The organism is Amycolatopsis sp. NPDC114478 (assembly GCF_055633805.1).
This window is the reverse complement of the sequence record NZ_JBVKDO010000003.1, coordinates 474218-492228: the sequence shown is the minus strand read 5'-3', so window position 1 is coordinate 492228 and position 18011 is coordinate 474218. Positions and strand designations below refer to the sequence as shown.

The window sequence follows — 18011 nt, the reverse complement described above, 5'->3', positions numbered from 1 at the left end:
GGACAATGGTGATGTGGAGCAACTGACCCCCGCCAAGGTGACGCCCGCCGACCCGCCGGGCGGCGCCGCCGGCGAAGAGGAAAAGCGGCGCGCGCTGCGCAAGATGAAGCTGGTCGCGCTGTCCTTCCTGCTCGGCGCCACCGTCGTGTTCCTGCTGACCAGCTGGGCCCAGTCGGCCGGCTGGCCGGGCTGGGTCGGCTACGTGCGCGCCGCGGCCGAAGCGGGCATGGTCGGCGCGTTGGCCGACTGGTTCGCCGTCACCGCGCTGTTCCGGCACCCGCTCGGGCTGAAGATCCCGCACACGGCGATCATCCCGAACAAGAAGGACGCCCTGGGCAACAGCCTCGGCGACTTCGTCGGGTCGAACTTCCTCTCCGAGGAGGTCGTCCGCGACAAGCTGAAGCGCGTCGAGATCGCCCGCCGGCTCGGTGGCTGGCTGGCGCAGGAGGAGAACGCCGAGCGCGTGACGTCCGAGCTGGCCACGGTGGTCCGGGCGGCAGTTCGCGTCCTGCGTGACGAGGACGTCCAGGCGATCATGGAGCAGGCGGTCGCGCGCCGGATCATCGACAAGCCGTGGGGTCCGCCGCTGGGCAAGATCCTGCAGGGCGTCTTCGCCGACGGCGCGCACCACAAGCTCGTCGACCTCATGTGCGACCGCGCGTACGAGTGGACCCGCGACAACCACACGACGATGCTGCGCGTGGTGTCCGACCGGGCGCCGAGCTGGTCGCCGAAGTTCGTCGACGAGATGCTCGCGGACAAGGTCTACGGCGAGGTGCTGTCGTTCGCGTGGGCGGTCAAGACCGACGTCAACCACCCGATGCGGCTGGCGCTGGACAAGTTCCTCGGCGAGTTCGCCCAGGACCTGCAGACCGACCCGGACGTGATGGCCCGCGCCGAGCAGGTGAAGGGCCAGATCGTGCACCACGAGGAGGTCCAGCGCCTGATCGGCTCGGCGTGGAGCACGGCGAAGGAGATGCTGCTGACGGCGGCGGAGGACCCGTCGAGCGAGCTGCGCCGCCGGGTGCGCCTGGGCTTGATGTCGCTGGGTTCGCGGCTGGTTTCGGATGATCAGCTGCGGGAGAAGGCCGACGGCTGGGTCGAGGGCGCCGCGGCGTACCTGGTGAAGAACTACTCGCGCGAGATCACGACGATCATCACCGACACGGTCGAGCGCTGGGACGCCGAGGAGACGTCCCGCAAGATCGAGCTCCAGGTGGGCCGCGACCTGCAGTTCATCCGCATCAACGGCACGGTCGTCGGTGCGCTCGCCGGACTGGTCATCTACGCGGTGGCGCAGCTGCTGTTCTGACGAACTGAGTCGTATACCACAGCTGGGGGACCTTCAAACCAGTTGTCCACAGGAAGCTGAGTTATCCCCGGGGTTATCCACAGGTTTTCACGGTGATGGCCTAATCGCTGTCCACAACGTGTGGGGGCGGGGCCGTCGGGGGCGTGGATATGTGGTGCTCGGTTGCGGAGTTGTCCACAGCCCTTCGGGGGTCCGCCGCTCGGATGAGAGCGTCGCGAGGCGGGACCTTGGCCGGGTGACTTGCCGGGCTCGCTGCTGCGAGCCGCGGTGGCCTGTCCCGCGCGGCTTGCCGTCCCGCCTCGACTCGGCGGGTGCGGCTCGCCCCTCTGCGGTTGCCGCCGCCGGCGGCCGCGCCGCCTCCCGGAGGCGACCTGGACAGCTCCGCCGGCCGCCGTCACTGGCCACGCGACGCTCAGCCGGTCGCCGCCTCCGCCGCCCGCGCTCGCCAGCCGCGGGCTTTCTCGCGGTTTCCGCACACCCGCATCGAGCACCACGTTCGCGAGCGGTTGCGGGACTCGTCGTAGAACGCCCACAGGCATGTGTCGGCCGGGCAGATCTTCAGCCGGATCCAGTCGCCGCGCACGACCAGTCGCGCGCAGGCCGCGAACACCGCGCCCACCACGTCGTCCGCGACGAGCGTCGGCCCCGCGTCGGTCAGGGAGATCCGCGTGCCGACGTCCAAGCTCCCGCCCGGCAACCGCGGGTCGCCGATCGCGGCGCGCAGGGCGTCGCGCGCCGCGCGCGCCTCGGCGGCCGGGTTGGCCGTCAGCTTCCGCCCGGCCGCCCACTCGCGCCACTGCCCGGGATCTTCGAGCAGGTCAGTGCCCTCTTCGACGTTGACCGTGTTGAGGAACTCCACGACGAGGGAGGCGTCGGTGTGCACCGAACCAGTGTACGGCGGCCGGTGGTTGCCCCCGCGTGCGCTAACCTACATAATCCGATAGACGGTTATTCGCGATCGAAGGGAGCGACGATGAGTGCGGTACCGACGCTGGGTGTGGTGGCCCTCGACTGCCCCGACCCGGTGGCGCTGGCCGGGTTCTACCGAGCCGTGCTGGAGTGGGACGCGCCCGAAGTCGCCGAGGACGGCCACTGGGTCACGCTGGCCAACCCGGCGGGCGGCGCGGGGATCGCGTTCCAGCGGGTGCCCGACTACCGGCCGCCCTCGTGGCCGTCCGCGGAGAACCCGCAGCAGCTGCACCTGGACCTGAACGTCACGGACCTGGAAGCGGCGCACGAGCGCGTGCTCGGGTTGGGCGCGAAACTGCTGGACGACGCGCCGAAGACGTTCCGCGTCTACGCCGATCCGGTGGGGCACCCGTTCTGCCTGTGCGCCTGCTGACCGTTTTGTGCGTAGTCTCGCATGTGTGATTTGTCCGAAGTGTCAGAACCAGATGCGGACCGTGGACAAGAACGGCGTCCACATCGAGCAGTGCGAAGGCTGCCGCGGGATCTTCCTGGACCGCGGTGAGCTGGAAGCGATCGCCGGTGCGGAGAGCTCGTTCTACGGCCACCAGCCGCCGCCGTACCGGGGCCGTCCCGACTCGCCGCGCCCCTACCGCGGCGGCCACCCGGATTCGCCCAAGCCGTACCGCGGCGGGTACGCGGACTCGCCGCGGCCGCACCGCGGGTACTCGGATTCCCCGAGGCCCTACGGGCACGGCGGCCACCGCAAGCGCGGCTTCCTCGAGAACCTATTCGACTGAAATGGGTCTCGACCTGCGGATCTGCCCGGCCTGCGGCGATCTGGCGGAGTGTCCCGTCGTCGCGGGCGCGGTCCTCACGTGCCGCCGGTGCGGCCACGAGTGGCCGTTCCGCAAGCTGCCGCTGTTCGCGCTGACCGGCCCGAGCGGCGCGGGGAAGTCGACGATGGGGCCGCTGCTGGCCGAGCGCCTGGCCGGTGACGTCGTCGTGCTGGAGCAGGACATCCTCTGGGTCGACGCTCTGCGCGACGACGTCACGGCCTTCCGCGCGGTGTGGCTGCGGATGGCGGCGATGCTGCACCAGAACGGCCGCCCGGTCGTGCTGTGCGGCACGGTCGCGCCCCCGGAGTTCGAGCCGCTGCCGGAACGCGCGTTCTTCAGCGAGATCCACTACCTGGCGCTGGTCGGGACGGCGGAGTCGTTGCGGGCGCGCTTGCGGGCCCGCCCGGCGTGGCGCGAGTGGGACGAACCGCGGATCGAGGAGATGCTGGAGTTCAACGACTGGCTCCGGACGTCCGCGCCGGAGCTGGGCGTCGACCTCTTCGACACCACGGACGTCTCCACGGAGGCGACGGCCGACCACGTCGAGAAGTGGATCCGCGACCGCTTGCCCTAACCGAGCGGCCAGGTGCGGCCGTCCGGTTCGTCGAGCCAGAACTCCTGGCGCTCGTCGGTGACGGTCACGCCGAAGCGGTCTCGGTCCGGCTTGCCCAGCTCGCACCACTCGACGAACGCCGCCTCCGCGATCTCCCACAGCGCTCGCGGACCGCCCTGCGCCACCTCGTCGGCGCCGCCGCGCTTGCGGTGGCGGACCCACGAGCCGTCCGGGTGCACCAGCGCCACGCTCGGTGCTTCGCCGTCGTCGCTCTCGCGCACCGGGCGCGCTCCCGGTAACGCCAGCCCGGCGAAGAACTCGAACTGCTTGCGCGGCTGGAGCACCGTCGACATCGGTAGCCGCGTCTGCTCCCAGTCGTCCCGCGACGGCATCGGCAGCGGGTCGGCCTCCGGCAGCCGATGCGCGCGAAGCGGCATGAAACGGCCGTCGCGCGCGAGGACGTGCCCCTGCCCAGTGCCGTCTTCGCCGGTCACGAGCCGGATCAGCCCGGCGCCGATCGGCCGGTTCAACGTCGTCACGATCAGCCCGCCCGGCACGGTCTGCGAGAGCCACGCGGGCGGGATCGAGGACACCGAAGCGGTGCACAGCACCCGGTCGAACAAGGTGCCGGCCGGGAATCCGAGAGCGCCGTCGCCCACCGCGCACGCCGGCCGGTAGCCCGCTTGCGCCAGCCGGTCGCGCGCCTCCTCGACGATTACCGGGTCGATGTCCACTGTGGACACCTGGCCGGCGCCGCAGCGGTGGCTCAGCAGGGCGGCGTTGTAGCCGGTGCCGGTGCCGATCTCGAGCACGCGGTGCCCGTCCCGCACCCGCAGCTCTTCGAGCATGATCGCCATGATCGACGGCATGCTCGACGAGCTCGTCGGCGTCCCCGGCACCGGCCCGGTGCGCCGCGCGAGCTCCCAGCGGTCCGGGTCGTCGTCCAGCTGCGTGACCAGCACGTCCCGTGAGTAGACGGTCTCCAGCCAGCCCGGGTCGTCCCGGTCGACCGCCGCCCACAGCCCGCCCGCCGGCGCGAAGAACCGCGGCAGGAAGACGTGGCGCGGCACCGCGCGGAAGGCCGAGATCCATTCCGGGGCGTGCAGGACGTCCTCGTCGAGCAGGTGCTCGACGAGCCGCCGCCGCAGCCGGGCCGAGCGCGTCATGCGACCAACTTAGCGGGTGAGCGCCACCACACCCGATAGTTGCAAGCAGAGTGCTTGCAATAGCTAGCACTCGCGCGTACCGTCGGAGGTGTCGCGAGGAGGTGACCGGATGGCAGAAACCGGTGGGACCCAGCCCGGATCCGGCGGTCCCATGGAGAAGGTCGCGGACATCGCTTCCGACATCGGCGAGTACATCCGCCAGCAGCGCAACACCGCGAAGATCTCGTTGCGCCAGCTGTCGAAGCTCGCCGGAGTGTCCAACCCGTACCTGAGCCAGATCGAGCGCGGGGTGCGCAAGCCCAGCGCGGAGATCCTCCAACAAATCGCCAAGGGTCTGCGCATTTCGGCGGAAGCGCTGTACGTGCAGGCCGGGATCCTCGATCTGCCGACGGGCGGACCGGTGGGCGACGCGATCCGCGCCGACGCCGAGCTGACCGAACGGCAGAAGCAGGTCCTGCTCGACGTCTACGAGTCCTTCCGCCGGGAGAACGCCGCGGCACGGCCGGCCGCCGCGTCCGCTCCCACCCCAGACACCCCAGACACCGCGCAAGCCGCAGACACCAAGGAGTCAGCATGACCACCCCCAAGACCACCGAAGACGTCAAGAAGGTCGTCACCACCGCTCTCGACCAGGTCCGCACCCCGCTGCTCGCCGCGCTCGGCGCGGGCAACCTGGCCACCCACGCCGTCACCGACGCCGTGGCGAAGGCCAAGGAGAACGTGACCAAGAGCGGCGAGGTCGCCCGCAAGAACCTGCAGGAGCTGCCGACCGACGTCGAGAGCCTCCGCGAGAAGCTGGACCCGGCCGAGCTGCGCAAGGTCATCGACGAGTACACCGAGGCCGCGCTCAAGCTGTACAACAAGCTGGCCGAGTCGGGCGAGCAGGCGTGGGACAAGATCGCCGCGCAGCCGCAGGTCAAGAAGGCCATCGAGCAGCTCGAGGAGGCCCTCACCACCGCGCAGGGCCAGGCCGAGGTCGTCAGCACCGAGGTCCGCGAGCGCGTTGACGGCGTGCTGGCCAAGGTGACCAAGCGCACCCGCTCGGCCGGTGAGAAGACCGCCCGCAAGGTGACCGAGGTCGCCGGCGAGGCCGCCGACGCCATCGAGGAGCTGGGTGACGACGTCGCCCACGAGACCCGCTCCGCGAGCCGCAAGGTCGCCAACAAGACGGCCCCGAAGACGGCCGCCCCGGCTCGCCGCACCACCGGTGGCACGACCACCAGCGCCGCCGCGAAGAAGCCGGCCGCGCCGAAGACCGACAAGTAAAGACGCCGTGAACCCTTCGGCCCCGCCACCGGACCCCGGTGGCGGGGCCGGGGTCGTTCGGGTGGTTTGCCGTAAGCTGTCGCTGTGCTGGTTGCCATCTGGATCCTCGAAGTCATCCACTGGGGCAGCGCGCTGGTCGGGCTCTTCGCCTTCGTGCACGCGCTGCTTCAGCGTGCCGACGCCTATTCCGCGGCCGACCGCAAGACCAAGCCCGTGTGGATGCTCATCACCGGTGGCGCGACGCTCGCCATGGTGCTGTTCCCCGTGATGGGCCCCGGCATGATCTTCTACGTGCCCGCCATGGCCGCGGCCCTGGTCTACATAGTGGACGTCCGGCCGAAGCTGATCGAGGTCCAGCGCGGCGGCTCCAGCTGGTAGCTACGCTGGGGCCGTGACCTGGACCATCGCCGGGAGCCTCACCGTCGTTCCCGCCCCCACGCGTACTGACCTGCTCGCCGAGCCCGTCGCCAAGGCGCTGGCCGCGCTCGCCGACCCGGACGCCGTCGGCGTCGCGGAGATCGACCCGTCGCTGGCCGACACCACCGCCTTCTGCGAGGCCTACGGCTCGCCGCTCGAGGCGTCCGCCAACTGCGTCGTCGTCGCCGGCAAGCGCGCGGGCGAAGTCCGCTTCGCGGCCGCGCTCGTGCTCGCGACCACCCGCGCCGACGTCAACGGCGTGATCAAGCGCCGCCTCGACGTGCGCAAGGCGTCGTTCGCGCCGATGGACGAAGCCGTTTCCGCGACCGGCATGGAGTACGGCGGCATCACGCCCGTCGGCCTGCCCGCCGACTGGCCGATCCTGATCGACCAGCGCGTCGCGGACGCGCCCGAGCTCGTCATCGGCAGCGGGATCCGCGGCAGCAAGCTGCTGATCTCCGGCACCGCGCTGGCCGCGCTGCCCGGCGCCGAGGTCATCGAGGACCTCGCCAAGTGACGTCCGTCTGGCTCCGGTACCTGACCGGTGCCGACATCGACTCGCTCGGCGTCACCGAAGCGGACATCGTCGGCGCGGTCGAGGACGTGCTCGCCGACCACGGCCGCGGCCAGGTCGTCTTCGAGCCGCGTACGCACCTCGTGCCGGACAACGGCGGCAAGGGCCACTTCAACATCCTTCGCGGCCACCTGTCCGCGAAGCAGGTCAGTGGCGTGAAGGTCGTCGGTGACTTCGTGGGGAACTTCGAACGGGGCCTCCCTTCGGAAATGGCGTTGATCCTGCTGCTGGACCCGGACACCGGCATGCCGCGGGCCATCGTCGACGGCACGATGATCACCGAGGCCCGCACCGGCGCGATGACCGCCGTCGGCGCGAAGTACCTCGCCCGCCCGGACTCCCGGGTGCTCGGGCACATCGGCGCTCGCGGCACCGCGTGGTGGAACGTCGTGCTCCTCGACTCGTTGTTCGACTTCCCCGAGATCCGCGTGACCAGCAAGCGCCCGGAGTCCCGCGAGGACTTCGGCCGCCGCCTTTCCGAGCGGCTCGGCAAGGACGTCCGCGTCTGCGCCACGGCCGAGGAGACCCTGGACGGCGCGGACATCCAGGTCGAGGCCTCCCGGCTGGTCGAACCCGAACCGCTGGTGCGGCGGGAGTTCCTCCGGCCGGGCACCTTCCTGGTGCCCTACGGCACGATCAGCGCCCTGGAGCTCACGCTGCTCGACGACGTCGACAAGGTCGTCGTCGACGACTGGCGCGAATCGCGGTCCGGCAACCCGCGGTTCGGCGCCCTGCGCCCGCAGCTCAACGCCGGCCTCCTCACCGCGGACGGGGTCCACGCCGAGATCGGCGACATCGTGGCCGGGAAGAAGCCGGGCCGCGAGCACGACGCCGAACGGATCCTGTTCTGGCACCGCGGACTGTCCACAACGGACGTAGCGGTGGCGAACATGATCCTCGCCCGTGCCGAGGCTTCCGGCGTCGGCACCATGCTGCCGTACCGATGATCACCGACGGAAGCGAGTTCGCCGACGGTGAACGGTTGGTTCTGGACAAAGCGCTGGTCACAGCGCTGAAAGAGCGCCGGAACGCGCTCTTGACGGCGCTCGAAAGCCGCGAAAAGCCCGTCTACGGCGTCAACACCGGCATGGGCCGCCTGGCGGGTGTCGCCCTCGACGCGCGGCAGCAGGCGGAACACCAGCGCAACCTGCTCATCGGCCGCGCGGTCGGCGGCCCGCCGTGGCTCCCGCCGGAGGACGTCCGGTCGCTGCTTCTGGTGCGGCTGCGCGACTTCCTGCAGCCGTGGTCGGGAGTCAGCGCCGAACTGGTGCAGTTCCTGGTGGACCGCCTGAACGACGGGTTCACCCCCGCCGTGCCGCGCGGCGGCCTCGGCAGCTCGGGCGAGATCATCCCGCTGTCGCACGCGTTCCAGACATTCCTCGGTATCGGCACCGTCCTCGAAGACGGCGTCGAAACTCCCGCGGCGGACGCGCTCGCTCGCCGAGGTGCCGAGCCGTACGTGTTGGGGCCCAAGGAAGGCGCTTCGCTGCTTCAGGGTTCTCCGCTGGCCGTGATGCACGCGAAACGCGGGTGGGCCGAAGCGCGGCAGCTCATCCAGCTGCAGACGCTCACCGAGGCGATGGCGATCGACGTCCTCGGGGCGCCGCGCGAGGTGTTTTCCCCGGTCATGGCGGGTGGCGACGACCACCTGCGGCGGCTGCTGGAGGCCCTGACCGGGATGGTGGGCGCGGGTCCCGTGCGCGCCGAAGTCGTGCAGGCGCCGCTTTCGGTGCGGGTCGCGCCGCGAGCGCTGGCGCACGCCTCCCGCGTGAACACCGAACTGCACGAGACGGTGGCGCGCTGGCGGACGATGCCGGGGGACTCGCCGTCGTTCGTCGACGGGGAGTTCCTCCCGGGGACGGCGTACCACGCGGTCGACCTCGGGCTACGCATGGACGCGCTGACGGCGGCGCTCGTCCACCTCGGCGAGATCTCGGTGCAGCGCACGCACCGCCTGCTCGACGAGCGCTTCAGCGGCCTCCCGGCGCAGCTCACGGCGGATCCGGGGCCGCGGGCGGGGTTGGTGCCGCTGCACAAGCGGGCGGTCGGCGAGCTGCACGCGCTGCGGCGGCTGGCGTCGCCCGCCACGCTTGGTTCTCTTGATACTTCGGCAGGTCAGGAGGACGTGCAAGCGTTTGCGTGGGCCTCGGGGGAGCAGCTGCGGGCCGCCGCGACGCACCTCTTCGCGATCACGGCGTGCGAGCTGGTCACCGGGTCGCAGGCGCGGTACCTGGCGCCGGACGGGGTGCCGGGTCTGGGCGCGGCTTACGAGTGGGTGCGGTCGGTGGTGCCGCCGGTCGAGGAGGACCGGCCGCTGGGGCCCGAGGTGGAGCGGTTGATCGCCGCTTGCCGCGAGGACGGGCTCGCCGGTGCATGAGCCTCGGGCGGGTCGGGCAGGTGGCCGCGGTGGCGAGCGTCGGCGGTCTCGCTGGTGCGGGTGGTTCGGGCTGGCGGTGGTGTTCGTGATGATGGGCGTCGACGGGCTCGCTGGTGCGGGCGTTTCGGGCTGGTGGTCGCGGTGACGAACGTCTACAGCCTCGCGCGCGCATGAGCCTTGGGCTGATCGGGCAGGCCGCGGCGATGTTCGCCGTGACCAACGTCGATGATCTCGTGCTGCTTGCCGTCTTCTTCGGGCAGGCCACCGCGCTGACCGTCGTGGCCGGGCAGTTGCTCGGGTTTGGCGCGATTCTGGCCGTCTCGGTCGCCGGGGCGCTCGGGGCCGGGTTGTTGCCCGACGGTGCCGTCCGCTGGCTCGGCGTGGTGCCGATCCTGCTCGGGATCCGCGCGGCCTGGCGACGCGACGATGACAAGCCCGCGCCGGCCGCCGGAGTGCTCGGCATCGCGGCCGTGTGCTTCGCCAACGGCGGGGACAACGTCGGCGTCTACGTGCCCGCCTTCGCCGCGACCGGGCCCGGCGGCCTGGTCACCTACACCGCGGTCTTCCTGGTGGGCGTGGCCGTGTGGTGCCTCGCCGGGCGGTTCCTCGCGACGCGGCCGGGTGTCGCGCGGGTGCTCGCGCGGTGGGGACACGTCGTGCTGCCCGTGGTGCTGATCGCGCTCGGCGTGCTGATCCTGCTCGGGGCGTTCTAACGGGCGATTTCGCCGATGTGGCGCCAGGTTTCGGGTGACACGGTCAGCGTGCCGGACGTCGGCGCCTTCGAGTCCCGCACCGCGACCGAGCCGGGCGTGAACGCAACCTCGACGCAGGCACCCTGGGAACCTTCGCCGGAGCTGTAGCTGCTCTTGCGCCAGCTGAGGTCGGACACGATCGTTCACCTCGAGTCAGGTCTCGGTGATCACCTGCCGGATCAGCCGGATCGAGTCCGGTTCGTCGTACGCGAGATCGGCGAGGTGGCGGAAAGCCAGCCTAGCAGTGTTGACGTCCTTGGCTTTCTCGAACTGAAGCGAGCCGAAGCCGTGCTCGATGTAGGCGATGTCCGGCTCCCGCAGGCGCGGATAGCTGAGGATGATGAAGCTGCCGTTCCGCCCGGAGTGGATGCCGTGGTTGATGGGCACGACCTGCACCGTCACGTTGGGCAGTGCGGCGCGCTCGATGATCTGCTCGAGCTGTACGCACTGGTCATCGGGGAGGAGATCGGGGCGCCGGAGCACGGATTCGTCGATGATGGCGTGGTATTCGAGCGGCGGGTCCTCGGTCAGCCTGGCCTGGCGACGCAGGCGGACCGCGATCTCGTTCTCCAGCCGGCGACCGGACAACGGGTCCCGCGCACTGGCGAACGCGGCGCGCATCCCGGCCTCCGTCTGCAGCAGTCCGGGCACGAAGCCGAGCTGGTACTCGCGGACCTCATCAGCGTCGGCTTCCAACGCGATATAGCCCTGGTCGTTGAGGCCGTAGGCGTGCCACCAGCCCTTCTCCCACGCGCGGTCGTACTGGCGGACCCAGTCGTCGTAGTCCGACACGATCACGCCGTAGCGGTCGAGCAGCGCCAGGAAGCCGTTGTAATCAGGGAGATGGCCCAGCTCGATCCGGCTCATCTTGTTCTTGTTGAACCGCATGGGCTCGCCCGCTTCGACCTGGGTGAGCCCGGCGTCCTCGCGGAGCCGTCTGAGCTTGTTCGCGAGCAGGCGCTTGCGGGCGTTGGGCTTCGGCCGGTCCATGCACGGATGGTAAGGCGCGACTGCGCAGGGTGAGATTCCTACGACTCGCGACGGGCGTTCTGCAGGGCCAGACCTCGGGGTGTGGCCAAACGGGTGATGAGCGCGAAGAGGCCGTCGCACACGAGCGCCAGGACGACCGCGGCCACGCCGCCCGCGAAGATCTCGCCGTAGCCCGACGCGCCGAGCGCGAAGCCGTCGACGATGTAGCGGCCGAGGCCGCCGCCGTCGTTGACGATCGCGCCGATCGCGACCGTCGCGATCAGCTGCAGGAAAGACACCCGCGCGCCGGCCAGGATCACCGGGGACGCCAGCGGCAGTTCGAGCCGGAGCATGATCTGCCCCTCGCGGTAGCCGGTCCCGCGGGCCGCGTCGACGGTCTCCTGCTCGAGGGACACCACGCCCGCGTAGGTGTTCGTGAACAGCGGCGGCATCGCCAAGGCGACCAGTGCCAGGAGCAGCGGCCAGAACGTCGTGTCGACCTCCCAGCGGCTGGCCAGGAACCAGAACAGGATGATCAGGCCGAAGCTGGGGATCGCCCGCCCGATGTTCACCGCGCTGCTCGCGAGGAACGCGCCGCGGCGGTAGTGGGCGAGCCACAACGCGGCCGGGATCGTCAGGACGGCCGCGATCACCAGCGCCAGCAGGGAAAACCGGAGGTGCTCCACCGTCCGGTACGGGATGCCGGCCTTGTCCGTCCAGCTCCAGCGGTTCGGGTCCGCGAGCCACGCGTTCAGCTGGTCGAGGAAGCTCATCGCGCCCGCACCTTCCGCGTCCACGGCGCCAGCAGGCGCTCGCTGAACCACAGCAGGAGGTCGACGACCACCGCCAGCACCACCGAAAGCACCACGCCGACGATGATCTCGGTCGGGTTGGGCGTCGCGGTCTGGATGCCCGCGCGGATGAAGTAGCCCAGGCCGCCGAGGCCGAGCATCGACGTCACCGTGACCAGGCCGATCGTCGTCACCGCGGCGACGCGCAGCCCGGCGATCACCACCGGCAGCGCGAGCGGGAGCTCGATCTGCCAGAGCAGCCGGCCGCGCGTGTAGCCCATGCCGACCGCGGCTTCGCGCACCTCGTTCGGCACCTGGTCGACGCCCGTAACGATGTTGCGGACCAAGATCAGCAGTGTGTACGTCGCGAGCGGGATCATCGCGGTGAGGAACGTCAGCCCGAAGAACGGCACCAGCACGGCGAACGCGCCCAGGCTCGGGATCACGTACAGCGCGCCGGCCGCGCTCAGGATGACGCCGTACGACCAGCGGTACCGCAGCGAAAGCACCGCGAGCGCGATCGAGACGACCAGCCCGACGCCGAGCGCGGCGGCGGTCAGCGAGATGTGTTCGCCGAGGCGCTGGACGATGTCGTCCGCGTTGCGGTCCACCCACTTCCACTGGAAGATCGGGGGTCCGCTGTCGGCGGCCAGCGGGGTCACGTGCACCTGGTGACCCTACCTCGATTGGCGGCGGCTCATTCCGAAGCTTGGGAATTCGAGTGCTTTTCTCCCAATATGTGGGCGCTTGTCGGTGGGCGGCGCTAGGGTCCTTTCGTCTGTTCGAGTGACGAAGGAGTGGGGATTCGTGCGCTGGTTCCGGAACGCGTCCGTGGTGGCGGTGGCCGTCGCGGCGACGCTCGGCTTGGCCGCCTGTGGTGGTGGCAGCGGCAGCGGTGACAAGCCCGCCGCGCAGAGCAAGGGTGGCGCGCCGATCGTCGTCGCGTCCTTCAACTTCACCGACAGCCAGATCCTCGCCGAGATCTACGCCCAAGCGCTGGAGGCCAAGGGCTATCCGGTGACGCGCAAGCTGAACCTCGGGTCGCGGGAGCTGATCTACCCGTCGCTGAAGTCCGGTGAGCTGCAGTTCATCCCGGAGTACCAAGGCGCGGCGATCACCACCGGCTTCGGCAAGGAGGCGGGCAAGACCGCGCAGGAGGAGCACGAGCAGCTGGCCAAGCTGTTCGAGCCGAGCGGCGTCGGCCTGCTGAACTTCGCCGCGGCCGAGGACAAGAACACCTACATCGTCAAGTCCGACCTGGCGAAGTCGAAGGGCATCGCGTCGATCAGCGACCTGAAGAAGCTGGACAAGGTCGTCATGGCGGGGCCGCCGGAGTGCGAGAAGCGGCTTCCGTGCTTCCTGGGCTTCAAGGACGTCTACAAGCTGACCAACGCGACCTTCCAGACGATCCAGGAGGCCGGGCCGCGGGTCGAGCAGCTGAAGTCGGGCGCGGTGACGGTGATCCCGGTCGACTCCGTCAGCCCGCTGACCGGCGACTCGAACTACACGGTGCTCAAGGACGACCTGAACATCGTGCCGACGGAGAACGTGGTGCCGGCGGTGAACAAGAAGGTCCTCGACGAGCGCGGCGCCGACTTCGCGAACGCGGTGAACGCGGTGAGCGCGAAGCTGACGACGGACGTGATGCGCGACCTGAACAAGCGCGTCGACTCGGACGGTGAGAAGGCGGCCGACGTCGCGAAGGACTGGCTGTCGCAGGCCGGTCTCTGAGCTAGGCGGTTCCGCTGACGACCCACGCGCGGGCCGTCAGCGGGATCGAGCCGTCCGGGTTCGTCGGCAGGCGGCTGCGCAAGAGCTCCCGGATCTGGTTCCGCCGTGCTTCGGGAAGGGTCGCGAGGTACGCCGGGGCCGGGCCCTGGGCGCCGAGGAACGGCTGCCAGTAGTCGTCGAAACCCCGGAACACCGTCGGGATCTTGATCTCTCCCACGGACACCGCCGCGAAGCCCGCCTCCGTCCACAAGCGACCGAAGGGTTCCGGTCGGCACAGCGGGAACTGGCGGCCTTCATGCAGTTCCGCGACCCCCGGGTCCAGCTCCGTCGCCGTGTCCCAGAAGAAGCGGATCAGCTCCATCCCTTCCGCGAGGTCCCACAGGTAGGCCGCCGCGAGTCCACCTGGGACGGTCACCCGGGCGATCTCCGCCGCCGCGGCGGCCGGGTCCGGGACGAAGTTCAGCACCAGCCCCGACACCGTCACGTCGAAGCGGTCGGCGGGGAACGGCAGTGAGCGCGCGTCGGCTACCTCGAAGGACGCCCGCGGGTCCGTCACCGACTCGCGGGCCGTCTTCAAGAAACCTTCGGATGGGTCGACGCCCGCCACCTCCGCCGGGTCGGCCGCCGTCAGGATCGCCGAGGTCAGCGCTCCCGTGCCGCAGCCGACGTCGAGCCAGCGCCGGCTCGCCGGGACGTCCAGCTGCCGGACGAACGTCTCCGCGATCCGGCGGCTCCACCGTCCGATGTAGGCCTCGTACGCGTCGCCTGACTGCCACATGCCCCGAGTACAGCACAGAAAACCGCTGGTCAGCCGTTAGCGAGATCACCCGTCGCCGTGTTGCCCGCCGACGTCGCGCGCCGGAGGAAACCGGCGATCAACGCCAGTTCTTCTTCGCTGTAGTCCGCGCACAGCTCGTCCATCGCCGCGTTCATCCCCGCGTACAGCCGGAACAGCTCGCCGTTGCGGCCGCGGACCGCGCGGACCCCCACCGCGCGCCGGTCGGGCGCCTCCGGGTCGCGCTCGCGCACGATCCAGCCGCCCTTCTGCAGGCGGTCGAGGATGCCGGTCATCGTCGCCGGGTGCAGCCCCGCCCGGCGGGCCAGCGCGCTCGGGCTCAGCGGGCCGTGGCGGGCGATCAGCTCGAGGCAGTCCAGGTCGACGTCCTTGAGCGCCAGATGGGCGCTGACCTGGTGGTTCAGCAGCGAGAGCTGGTTGCGCAGCTCCCGCAGCGACTCCTTGAGCGCCACGGTCGCGCGGCGCCGGCGGGCGGCGTCCGCGGTGGCACTCATGGGGGTCAGCCTACTGTGGTCACGATCGGTACCTCGGAAAAGGAGTGAAATGGGAAAGGTCACGGCCACCGCGGAGCGCACCATCGACGCCCCGGCGGACAAGGTGCGCGCGCTCGTCGCCGACTACGCCGAAACGCGTCCGAAGCTGCTCACCGAGCACTACCGCGACTACGAGGTCACCGAAGGCGGCGTCGGCGCCGGGACCAAGGCCGGCTGGAAGCTGCAGGCGACGTCCAAGCGCGTGCGCGACGTCAAGGCCACGGTCAGCGAGCCTCGGCCGGGCACCCTCGTCGAGACCGACGCGAACTCCAGCATGGTCACGACCTGGACGGTCACCGAAGCCGGTGAGCGCAGTGTCGTGAAGATCGAGACCACGTGGGACGGCGCCGGCGGCATCGGCGGCTTCTTCGAGAAGACCTTCGCGCCCGGTGGCCTGAAGAAGATCTACGACGGCGTGCTCGGGAAGCTCGCCGAGATCGTGTGACGGCTCACAGACGGAATGTGCGCCCCGCTTAACAGGTTGCACCGGGAGGAATCCGGGGCGCCTGCCCCGCTTCGACCGACTTGAGGAGTTCGACGGTGAACGCACCCACCCAGGCGACCGAGATCCGGCTCGCTTCCCGCCCGCACGGCGTCCCGACGCACGACAACTTCGACGTCGTGGACACCGAGATCCCCGCCGCGGGCGAGGGCCAGATCCTGGTGCGCAACCTGATCATGAGCGTCGACCCGGCCATGCGCGGCCGCATGCGGGACGTGAAGTCCTACGCGCCGCCGTTCGAGGTCGGCGAGGTCATGTCCGGCGGGGCGGTCGGCGAGGTCGTCGAGTCCCATGTGGACGGTGTCGAGCCGGGTGACCACGTCCTGCACCAGGCCGGCTGGCGCACCCACGCCGTCCTCGACGCCAAGCGGTTCGTCAAGGTGGACGCGTCGGCGGCCCCGCTCTCGACCTACCTCGGTGTGCTCGGCATGCCGGGCCTGACCGCGTACGCGGGCCTGCTGGAGTCGGCGGAGTTCAAGCCGGGCGACACGGTGTTCGTCTCGGGCGCGGCCGGCGCGGTCGGCTCGCTCGTCGGGCAGCTCGCGAAGCTGAAGGGCGCCAAGCGCGTCATCGGCTCGGCGGGTTCCGCGGAGAAGGTCCGGCACCTCGTCGAGGACCTCGGCTTCGACGCCGCCTTCAACTACAAGGACGGCCCGGTCGCCGCGCAGCTGCACGAAGCGGCGCCGGAGGGCATCGACGTCTACTTCGACAACGTCGGCGGCGAGCACCTTGAAGCCGCGATCGACGCGATCAACCTGCACGGCCGGATCGCCGTCTGCGGCATGATCTCGCAGTACAACGCCACCGAGGCGACCCCGGCGCCGCGCAACCTCTCGCAGATCATCGCCAAGCGGCTCACCATCCGCGGCCTGCTGGTGATCGACCACTGGCACCTGCAGCAGCAGTTCGTCAGCGAGGTCGCGCCGCTGGTGCAGTCGGGTCAGATCAAGTACTCGGAGACGTTCGTCGACGGCATCCGCAACGCGCCGGACGCCTTCCTCGGCCTGCTTTCCGGGGCCAACACCGGCAAGATGCTGGTCCGCATCGCCGACTAGAGCAGTTCGGCCAGCTCCGGCAGGGTCGACGCGGTGTAGGTGGGCGCGGGTGATCCGGGCAGCGGGTGGACGCCGGGACGGGTGAGCAACGCCGTCTCGAGGCCCGCCGCCTGGGCGCCCGCGATGTCCCAGTCGTGCGCCGCGACCATCACCGCCCGTTCGCCGGGGTAGGCGGCCAGGACCTGGTGGTACGGCTCGGGCGCGGGCTTGAGCCGGCCGACCTGCTCGGCGGAGAAGATCCTGTCGAGCAGCGGCGCCAGCCCGGCGTTCTGCAGCTGCGCCTCGGCGGTGGCGAGCGGCGAGTTCGTCAGCGCGACGAGGGTGTGGCCGTTTTCGCGCAGCTTCGCCAGGCCGGGTTCGACGTCCGGGTGCGCGGGCAGCGACCGCAGACCCTCGGCGACTTTGGCGAGGTCCACCTGGTGGCCGCGCCGGGCGGCGGCCTCGACGGCGGCCGCGCCCGCGATGCCCGCGAAGTCCTGGTAGCCGCCGGTCGCCGTCACGGTCAGGACGGTGTGGATGGCCAGCCCGAACCACTCGCGCCGCAGCTCGCGGCCGCCGATCACGGGGTCCATCGCGGCCAGGTCGAGCAGGGTCTCGTTGACGTCGAAGACGCACAGCATGGGTTCAGTATCCGCCTGATCACCCCGCCGCGGCCCGGCACCGGATCCGCCGGCTCGCAGCGCGGGAGACACCGCGGGTGCCGTTGGGGGTCGATGCGCCGGCCGCACGAACGGAAGGTGGTCGATCGGCCCCGCGCGCCCGAGCCGCGGGCGCCACCGGCGGTGCGGGCCGCGATCGCGATCGGCGCCGCCCCCGTGGGTGCTGATGCTCGCGGCCGACGGCAGCGCGGGGGATCAGTACTGCTGGGTCAGCGCCCGTTCGTTGAGATCCGCGTCGAGTTCCTCCGCCGACATCGGCAGGGACATCTGGTCACGCAGGATCGTGCCCATCGTCGGCAGCTCCGCGCGCTCCGGCCACGTCGACGGGTCCCACAGTGACGACCGCAGGAACGCCTTCGCGCAGTGCATGTACAGCTCTTCGACCTCGACGACCACCGCGAGCTTCGGCCGCTTCCCCTGGACCACCAGCGCGTCGAAGTACGGCGCGTCCGACACCAGCTGGGCGCGGCCGTTGACCCGCAGCGTCTCGTTCATGCCCGGCACCAGGAACAGCAGGCCCGCGTGCGGGTTGTCGACGATGTTGCGGAAGCTGTCGACCAGCTTGTTGCCCGGCCGGTCCGCCAGCACCAGCGTCTTGTCGTCGAGCACCAGCACCGAGCCCGCCGGGTCGCCGCGCGGTGAGACGTCGCAGCTTCCGTCCGGTGCCGAGGTGGCCAGCAGCACGAACGGCGAGTGCGCGATCAAGGTCCGCGCGTGCTCGTCGAGGTGGCCGATGACCTTCTGCCGCGTGGTCGGCTTCGCGTCGCCGATCAGCTCCCGCAAAGCCTCGTGTGAGTCGATGATCCCCATGCG

Annotated in this window: 24 protein-coding genes; 14 read left to right on the top strand and 10 right to left on the bottom strand. The window is 70.6% G+C overall.

From position 1 onward, the window contains the following. Window positions 1-13: 13 nt before the first annotated feature. Window positions 14-1312: a DUF445 domain-containing protein gene (locus ACZ7OH_RS11315; RefSeq protein WP_470280687.1), complete on the top strand. Its 1299-nt coding sequence runs from the start codon at window positions 14-16 to the stop codon at window positions 1310-1312. Window positions 1313-1724: 412 nt separating this feature from the next. Here ACZ7OH_RS11315 and ACZ7OH_RS11310 read toward each other — a convergent pair whose 3' ends face one another. Then, the gene (locus tag ACZ7OH_RS11310; protein WP_470280686.1) at window positions 1725-2195 is read right to left on the bottom strand and encodes a CGNR zinc finger domain-containing protein; all 471 of its coding nucleotides are present in this window, start codon (window positions 2193-2195) and stop codon (window positions 1725-1727) included. 90 nt (window positions 2196-2285) lie between these two features. Here ACZ7OH_RS11310 and ACZ7OH_RS11305 point away from each other — a divergent pair, with 90 nt between their 5' ends. From ACZ7OH_RS11305 to ACZ7OH_RS11295, 3 genes are read left to right on the top strand one after another with little or no spacing between them, the layout of a single operon-like run. Further along, window positions 2286-2654, top strand: a complete 369-nt coding sequence (locus ACZ7OH_RS11305) for a VOC family protein (protein ID WP_400901114.1) — start codon at window positions 2286-2288, stop codon at window positions 2652-2654. Window positions 2655-2661: 7 nt separating this feature from the next. Beyond that, a complete protein-coding gene (locus ACZ7OH_RS11300) occupies window positions 2662-3018 on the top strand; it encodes a TFIIB-type zinc ribbon-containing protein (protein ID WP_470280685.1) in 357 nt (118 codons plus the stop codon). A gap of 1 nt (window position 3019) precedes the next feature. Further along, window positions 3020-3631: a nucleoside kinase gene (locus tag ACZ7OH_RS11295; protein ID WP_470280684.1), complete on the top strand. Its 612-nt coding sequence runs from the start codon at window positions 3020-3022 to the stop codon at window positions 3629-3631. Here ACZ7OH_RS11295 and ACZ7OH_RS11290 read toward each other — a convergent pair. Then, window positions 3628-4776, bottom strand: a complete 1149-nt coding sequence (locus ACZ7OH_RS11290) for a methyltransferase domain-containing protein (protein ID WP_470280683.1) — start codon at window positions 4774-4776, stop codon at window positions 3628-3630. The genes ACZ7OH_RS11295 and ACZ7OH_RS11290 overlap by 4 nt on opposite strands. A 151-nt stretch (window positions 4777-4927) precedes the next feature. On the opposite strand from ACZ7OH_RS11290, the gene ACZ7OH_RS11285 reads away from it, so the two are divergent. From ACZ7OH_RS11285 to ACZ7OH_RS11255, 7 genes are all read left to right on the top strand, one after another. Further along, the gene (locus ACZ7OH_RS11285; RefSeq protein WP_400901933.1) at window positions 4928-5353 is read left to right on the top strand and encodes a helix-turn-helix domain-containing protein; all 426 of its coding nucleotides are present in this window, start codon (window positions 4928-4930) and stop codon (window positions 5351-5353) included. Next, entirely contained in the window at window positions 5350-6042 is a 693-nt protein-coding gene (locus tag ACZ7OH_RS11280) for a hypothetical protein (protein WP_470280682.1), read from the top strand. The genes ACZ7OH_RS11285 and ACZ7OH_RS11280 overlap by 4 nt, the downstream gene beginning before the upstream one ends. 84 nt (window positions 6043-6126) lie before the next feature. Beyond that, entirely contained in the window at window positions 6127-6420 is a 294-nt protein-coding gene (locus tag ACZ7OH_RS11275) for a DUF2516 family protein (protein WP_400901106.1), read from the top strand. Window positions 6421-6433: 13 nt separating this feature from the next. Beyond that, a complete protein-coding gene (locus ACZ7OH_RS11270) occupies window positions 6434-6976 on the top strand; it encodes a YbaK/EbsC family protein (protein ID WP_470280681.1) in 543 nt (180 codons plus the stop codon). Beyond that, the gene (locus ACZ7OH_RS11265) at window positions 6973-7980 is read left to right on the top strand and encodes an ornithine cyclodeaminase family protein (protein ID WP_470280680.1); all 1008 of its coding nucleotides are present in this window, start codon (window positions 6973-6975) and stop codon (window positions 7978-7980) included. The genes ACZ7OH_RS11270 and ACZ7OH_RS11265 overlap by 4 nt, the downstream gene beginning before the upstream one ends. Continuing rightward, window positions 7977-9410 (top strand): aromatic amino acid lyase, encoded by a 1434-nt coding sequence (locus ACZ7OH_RS11260; protein WP_470280679.1) that lies wholly within the window; start codon window positions 7977-7979, stop codon window positions 9408-9410. Before ACZ7OH_RS11265 ends, ACZ7OH_RS11260 begins: the two co-directional genes overlap by 4 nt. Window positions 9411-9580: 170 nt before the next feature. Further along, window positions 9581-10123, top strand: coding sequence for a cadmium resistance transporter (locus ACZ7OH_RS11255; RefSeq protein WP_470280678.1), 543 nt, complete (start codon window positions 9581-9583; stop codon window positions 10121-10123). Here ACZ7OH_RS11255 and ACZ7OH_RS11250 read toward each other — a convergent pair. Genes ACZ7OH_RS11250 through ACZ7OH_RS11235 form a run of 4 tightly spaced genes read right to left on the bottom strand, consistent with a single transcriptional unit; the run spans window position 10120 to window position 12590 of the window. After that, a complete protein-coding gene (locus ACZ7OH_RS11250) occupies window positions 10120-10299 on the bottom strand; it encodes a DUF397 domain-containing protein (RefSeq protein WP_230863066.1) in 180 nt (59 codons plus the stop codon). The genes ACZ7OH_RS11255 and ACZ7OH_RS11250 overlap by 4 nt on opposite strands. Window positions 10300-10315: 16 nt before the next feature. After that, a complete protein-coding gene (locus ACZ7OH_RS11245; RefSeq protein WP_470280677.1) occupies window positions 10316-11152 on the bottom strand; it encodes a helix-turn-helix domain-containing protein in 837 nt (278 codons plus the stop codon). Between the two features lie 38 nt (window positions 11153-11190). Next, window positions 11191-11904: an ABC transporter permease gene (locus ACZ7OH_RS11240; protein WP_470280676.1), complete on the bottom strand. Its 714-nt coding sequence runs from the start codon at window positions 11902-11904 to the stop codon at window positions 11191-11193. After that, window positions 11901-12590, bottom strand: coding sequence for an ABC transporter permease (locus ACZ7OH_RS11235; RefSeq protein WP_470280675.1), 690 nt, complete (start codon window positions 12588-12590; stop codon window positions 11901-11903). Before ACZ7OH_RS11235 ends, ACZ7OH_RS11240 begins: the two co-directional genes overlap by 4 nt. A gap of 139 nt (window positions 12591-12729) precedes the next feature. Here ACZ7OH_RS11235 and ACZ7OH_RS11230 point away from each other — a divergent pair, with 139 nt between their 5' ends. Further along, complete coding sequence (locus ACZ7OH_RS11230; RefSeq protein WP_470280674.1) at window positions 12730-13653, top strand: ABC transporter substrate-binding protein; 924 nt, start codon at window positions 12730-12732, stop codon at window positions 13651-13653. 1 nt (window position 13654) lies between these two features. Here the strand turns inward: ACZ7OH_RS11230 and ACZ7OH_RS11225 are convergent, their stop codons facing one another. After that, a complete protein-coding gene (locus ACZ7OH_RS11225) occupies window positions 13655-14431 on the bottom strand; it encodes a class I SAM-dependent methyltransferase (protein ID WP_470280673.1) in 777 nt (258 codons plus the stop codon). Between the two features lie 29 nt (window positions 14432-14460). Beyond that, window positions 14461-14943, bottom strand: coding sequence for a MarR family transcriptional regulator (locus ACZ7OH_RS11220; protein ID WP_470280672.1), 483 nt, complete (start codon window positions 14941-14943; stop codon window positions 14461-14463). Between the two features lie 49 nt (window positions 14944-14992). On the opposite strand from ACZ7OH_RS11220, the gene ACZ7OH_RS11215 reads away from it, so the two are divergent. Together ACZ7OH_RS11215 and ACZ7OH_RS11210 are read left to right on the top strand one after the other, a co-directional pair. Continuing rightward, window positions 14993-15427, top strand: coding sequence for an SRPBCC family protein (locus ACZ7OH_RS11215; protein WP_470280671.1), 435 nt, complete (start codon window positions 14993-14995; stop codon window positions 15425-15427). Window positions 15428-15522: 95 nt separating this feature from the next. Continuing rightward, window positions 15523-16539 carry an NADP-dependent oxidoreductase gene (locus ACZ7OH_RS11210; RefSeq protein WP_470280670.1) on the top strand — a complete coding sequence of 339 codons (1017 nt, stop codon included), beginning with the start codon at window positions 15523-15525 and terminating at the stop codon, window positions 16537-16539. Here the strand turns inward: ACZ7OH_RS11210 and ACZ7OH_RS11205 are convergent. Further along, entirely contained in the window at window positions 16536-17159 is a 624-nt protein-coding gene (locus ACZ7OH_RS11205) for a haloacid dehalogenase type II (RefSeq protein ID WP_470280669.1), read from the bottom strand. The two genes, ACZ7OH_RS11210 and ACZ7OH_RS11205, sit on opposite strands and share 4 nt — an antisense overlap. Window positions 17160-17393: 234 nt before the next feature. Further along, window positions 17394-18008, bottom strand: a complete 615-nt coding sequence (locus tag ACZ7OH_RS11200; RefSeq protein WP_470280668.1) for a pyridoxamine 5'-phosphate oxidase family protein — start codon at window positions 18006-18008, stop codon at window positions 17394-17396. Window positions 18009-18011 lie beyond the last annotated feature (3 nt).

Excerpts from the sequence above, each read along its gene's own strand:
- ACZ7OH_RS11305 (WP_400901114.1), top strand. The coding sequence starts at position 2,286 with ATGAGTGCGGTACCGACGCTGGGTGTGGTGGCCCTCGACTGCCCCGAC.
- ACZ7OH_RS11295 (WP_470280684.1), top strand. The coding sequence starts at position 3,020 with ATGGGTCTCGACCTGCGGATCTGCCCGGCCTGCGGCGATCTGGCGGAG.
- ACZ7OH_RS11290 (WP_470280683.1), bottom strand. The coding sequence starts at position 4,776 with ATGACGCGCTCGGCCCGGCTGCGGCGGCGGCTCGTCGAGCACCTGCTC.
- ACZ7OH_RS11285 (WP_400901933.1), top strand. The coding sequence starts at position 4,928 with ATGGAGAAGGTCGCGGACATCGCTTCCGACATCGGCGAGTACATCCGC.
- ACZ7OH_RS11280 (WP_470280682.1), top strand. The coding sequence starts at position 5,350 with ATGACCACCCCCAAGACCACCGAAGACGTCAAGAAGGTCGTCACCACC.
- ACZ7OH_RS11260 (WP_470280679.1), top strand. The coding sequence starts at position 7,977 with ATGATCACCGACGGAAGCGAGTTCGCCGACGGTGAACGGTTGGTTCTG.
- ACZ7OH_RS11255 (WP_470280678.1), top strand. The coding sequence starts at position 9,581 with ATGAGCCTTGGGCTGATCGGGCAGGCCGCGGCGATGTTCGCCGTGACC.
- ACZ7OH_RS11245 (WP_470280677.1), bottom strand. The coding sequence starts at position 11,152 with ATGGACCGGCCGAAGCCCAACGCCCGCAAGCGCCTGCTCGCGAACAAG.
- ACZ7OH_RS11240 (WP_470280676.1), bottom strand. The coding sequence starts at position 11,904 with ATGAGCTTCCTCGACCAGCTGAACGCGTGGCTCGCGGACCCGAACCGC.
- ACZ7OH_RS11225 (WP_470280673.1), bottom strand. The coding sequence starts at position 14,431 with ATGTGGCAGTCAGGCGACGCGTACGAGGCCTACATCGGACGGTGGAGC.
- ACZ7OH_RS11220 (WP_470280672.1), bottom strand. The coding sequence starts at position 14,943 with ATGAGTGCCACCGCGGACGCCGCCCGCCGGCGCCGCGCGACCGTGGCG.
- ACZ7OH_RS11215 (WP_470280671.1), top strand. The coding sequence starts at position 14,993 with ATGGGAAAGGTCACGGCCACCGCGGAGCGCACCATCGACGCCCCGGCG.
- ACZ7OH_RS11205 (WP_470280669.1), bottom strand. The coding sequence starts at position 17,159 with ATGCTGTGCGTCTTCGACGTCAACGAGACCCTGCTCGACCTGGCCGCG.
- ACZ7OH_RS11200 (WP_470280668.1), bottom strand. The coding sequence starts at position 18,008 with ATGGGGATCATCGACTCACACGAGGCTTTGCGGGAGCTGATCGGCGAC.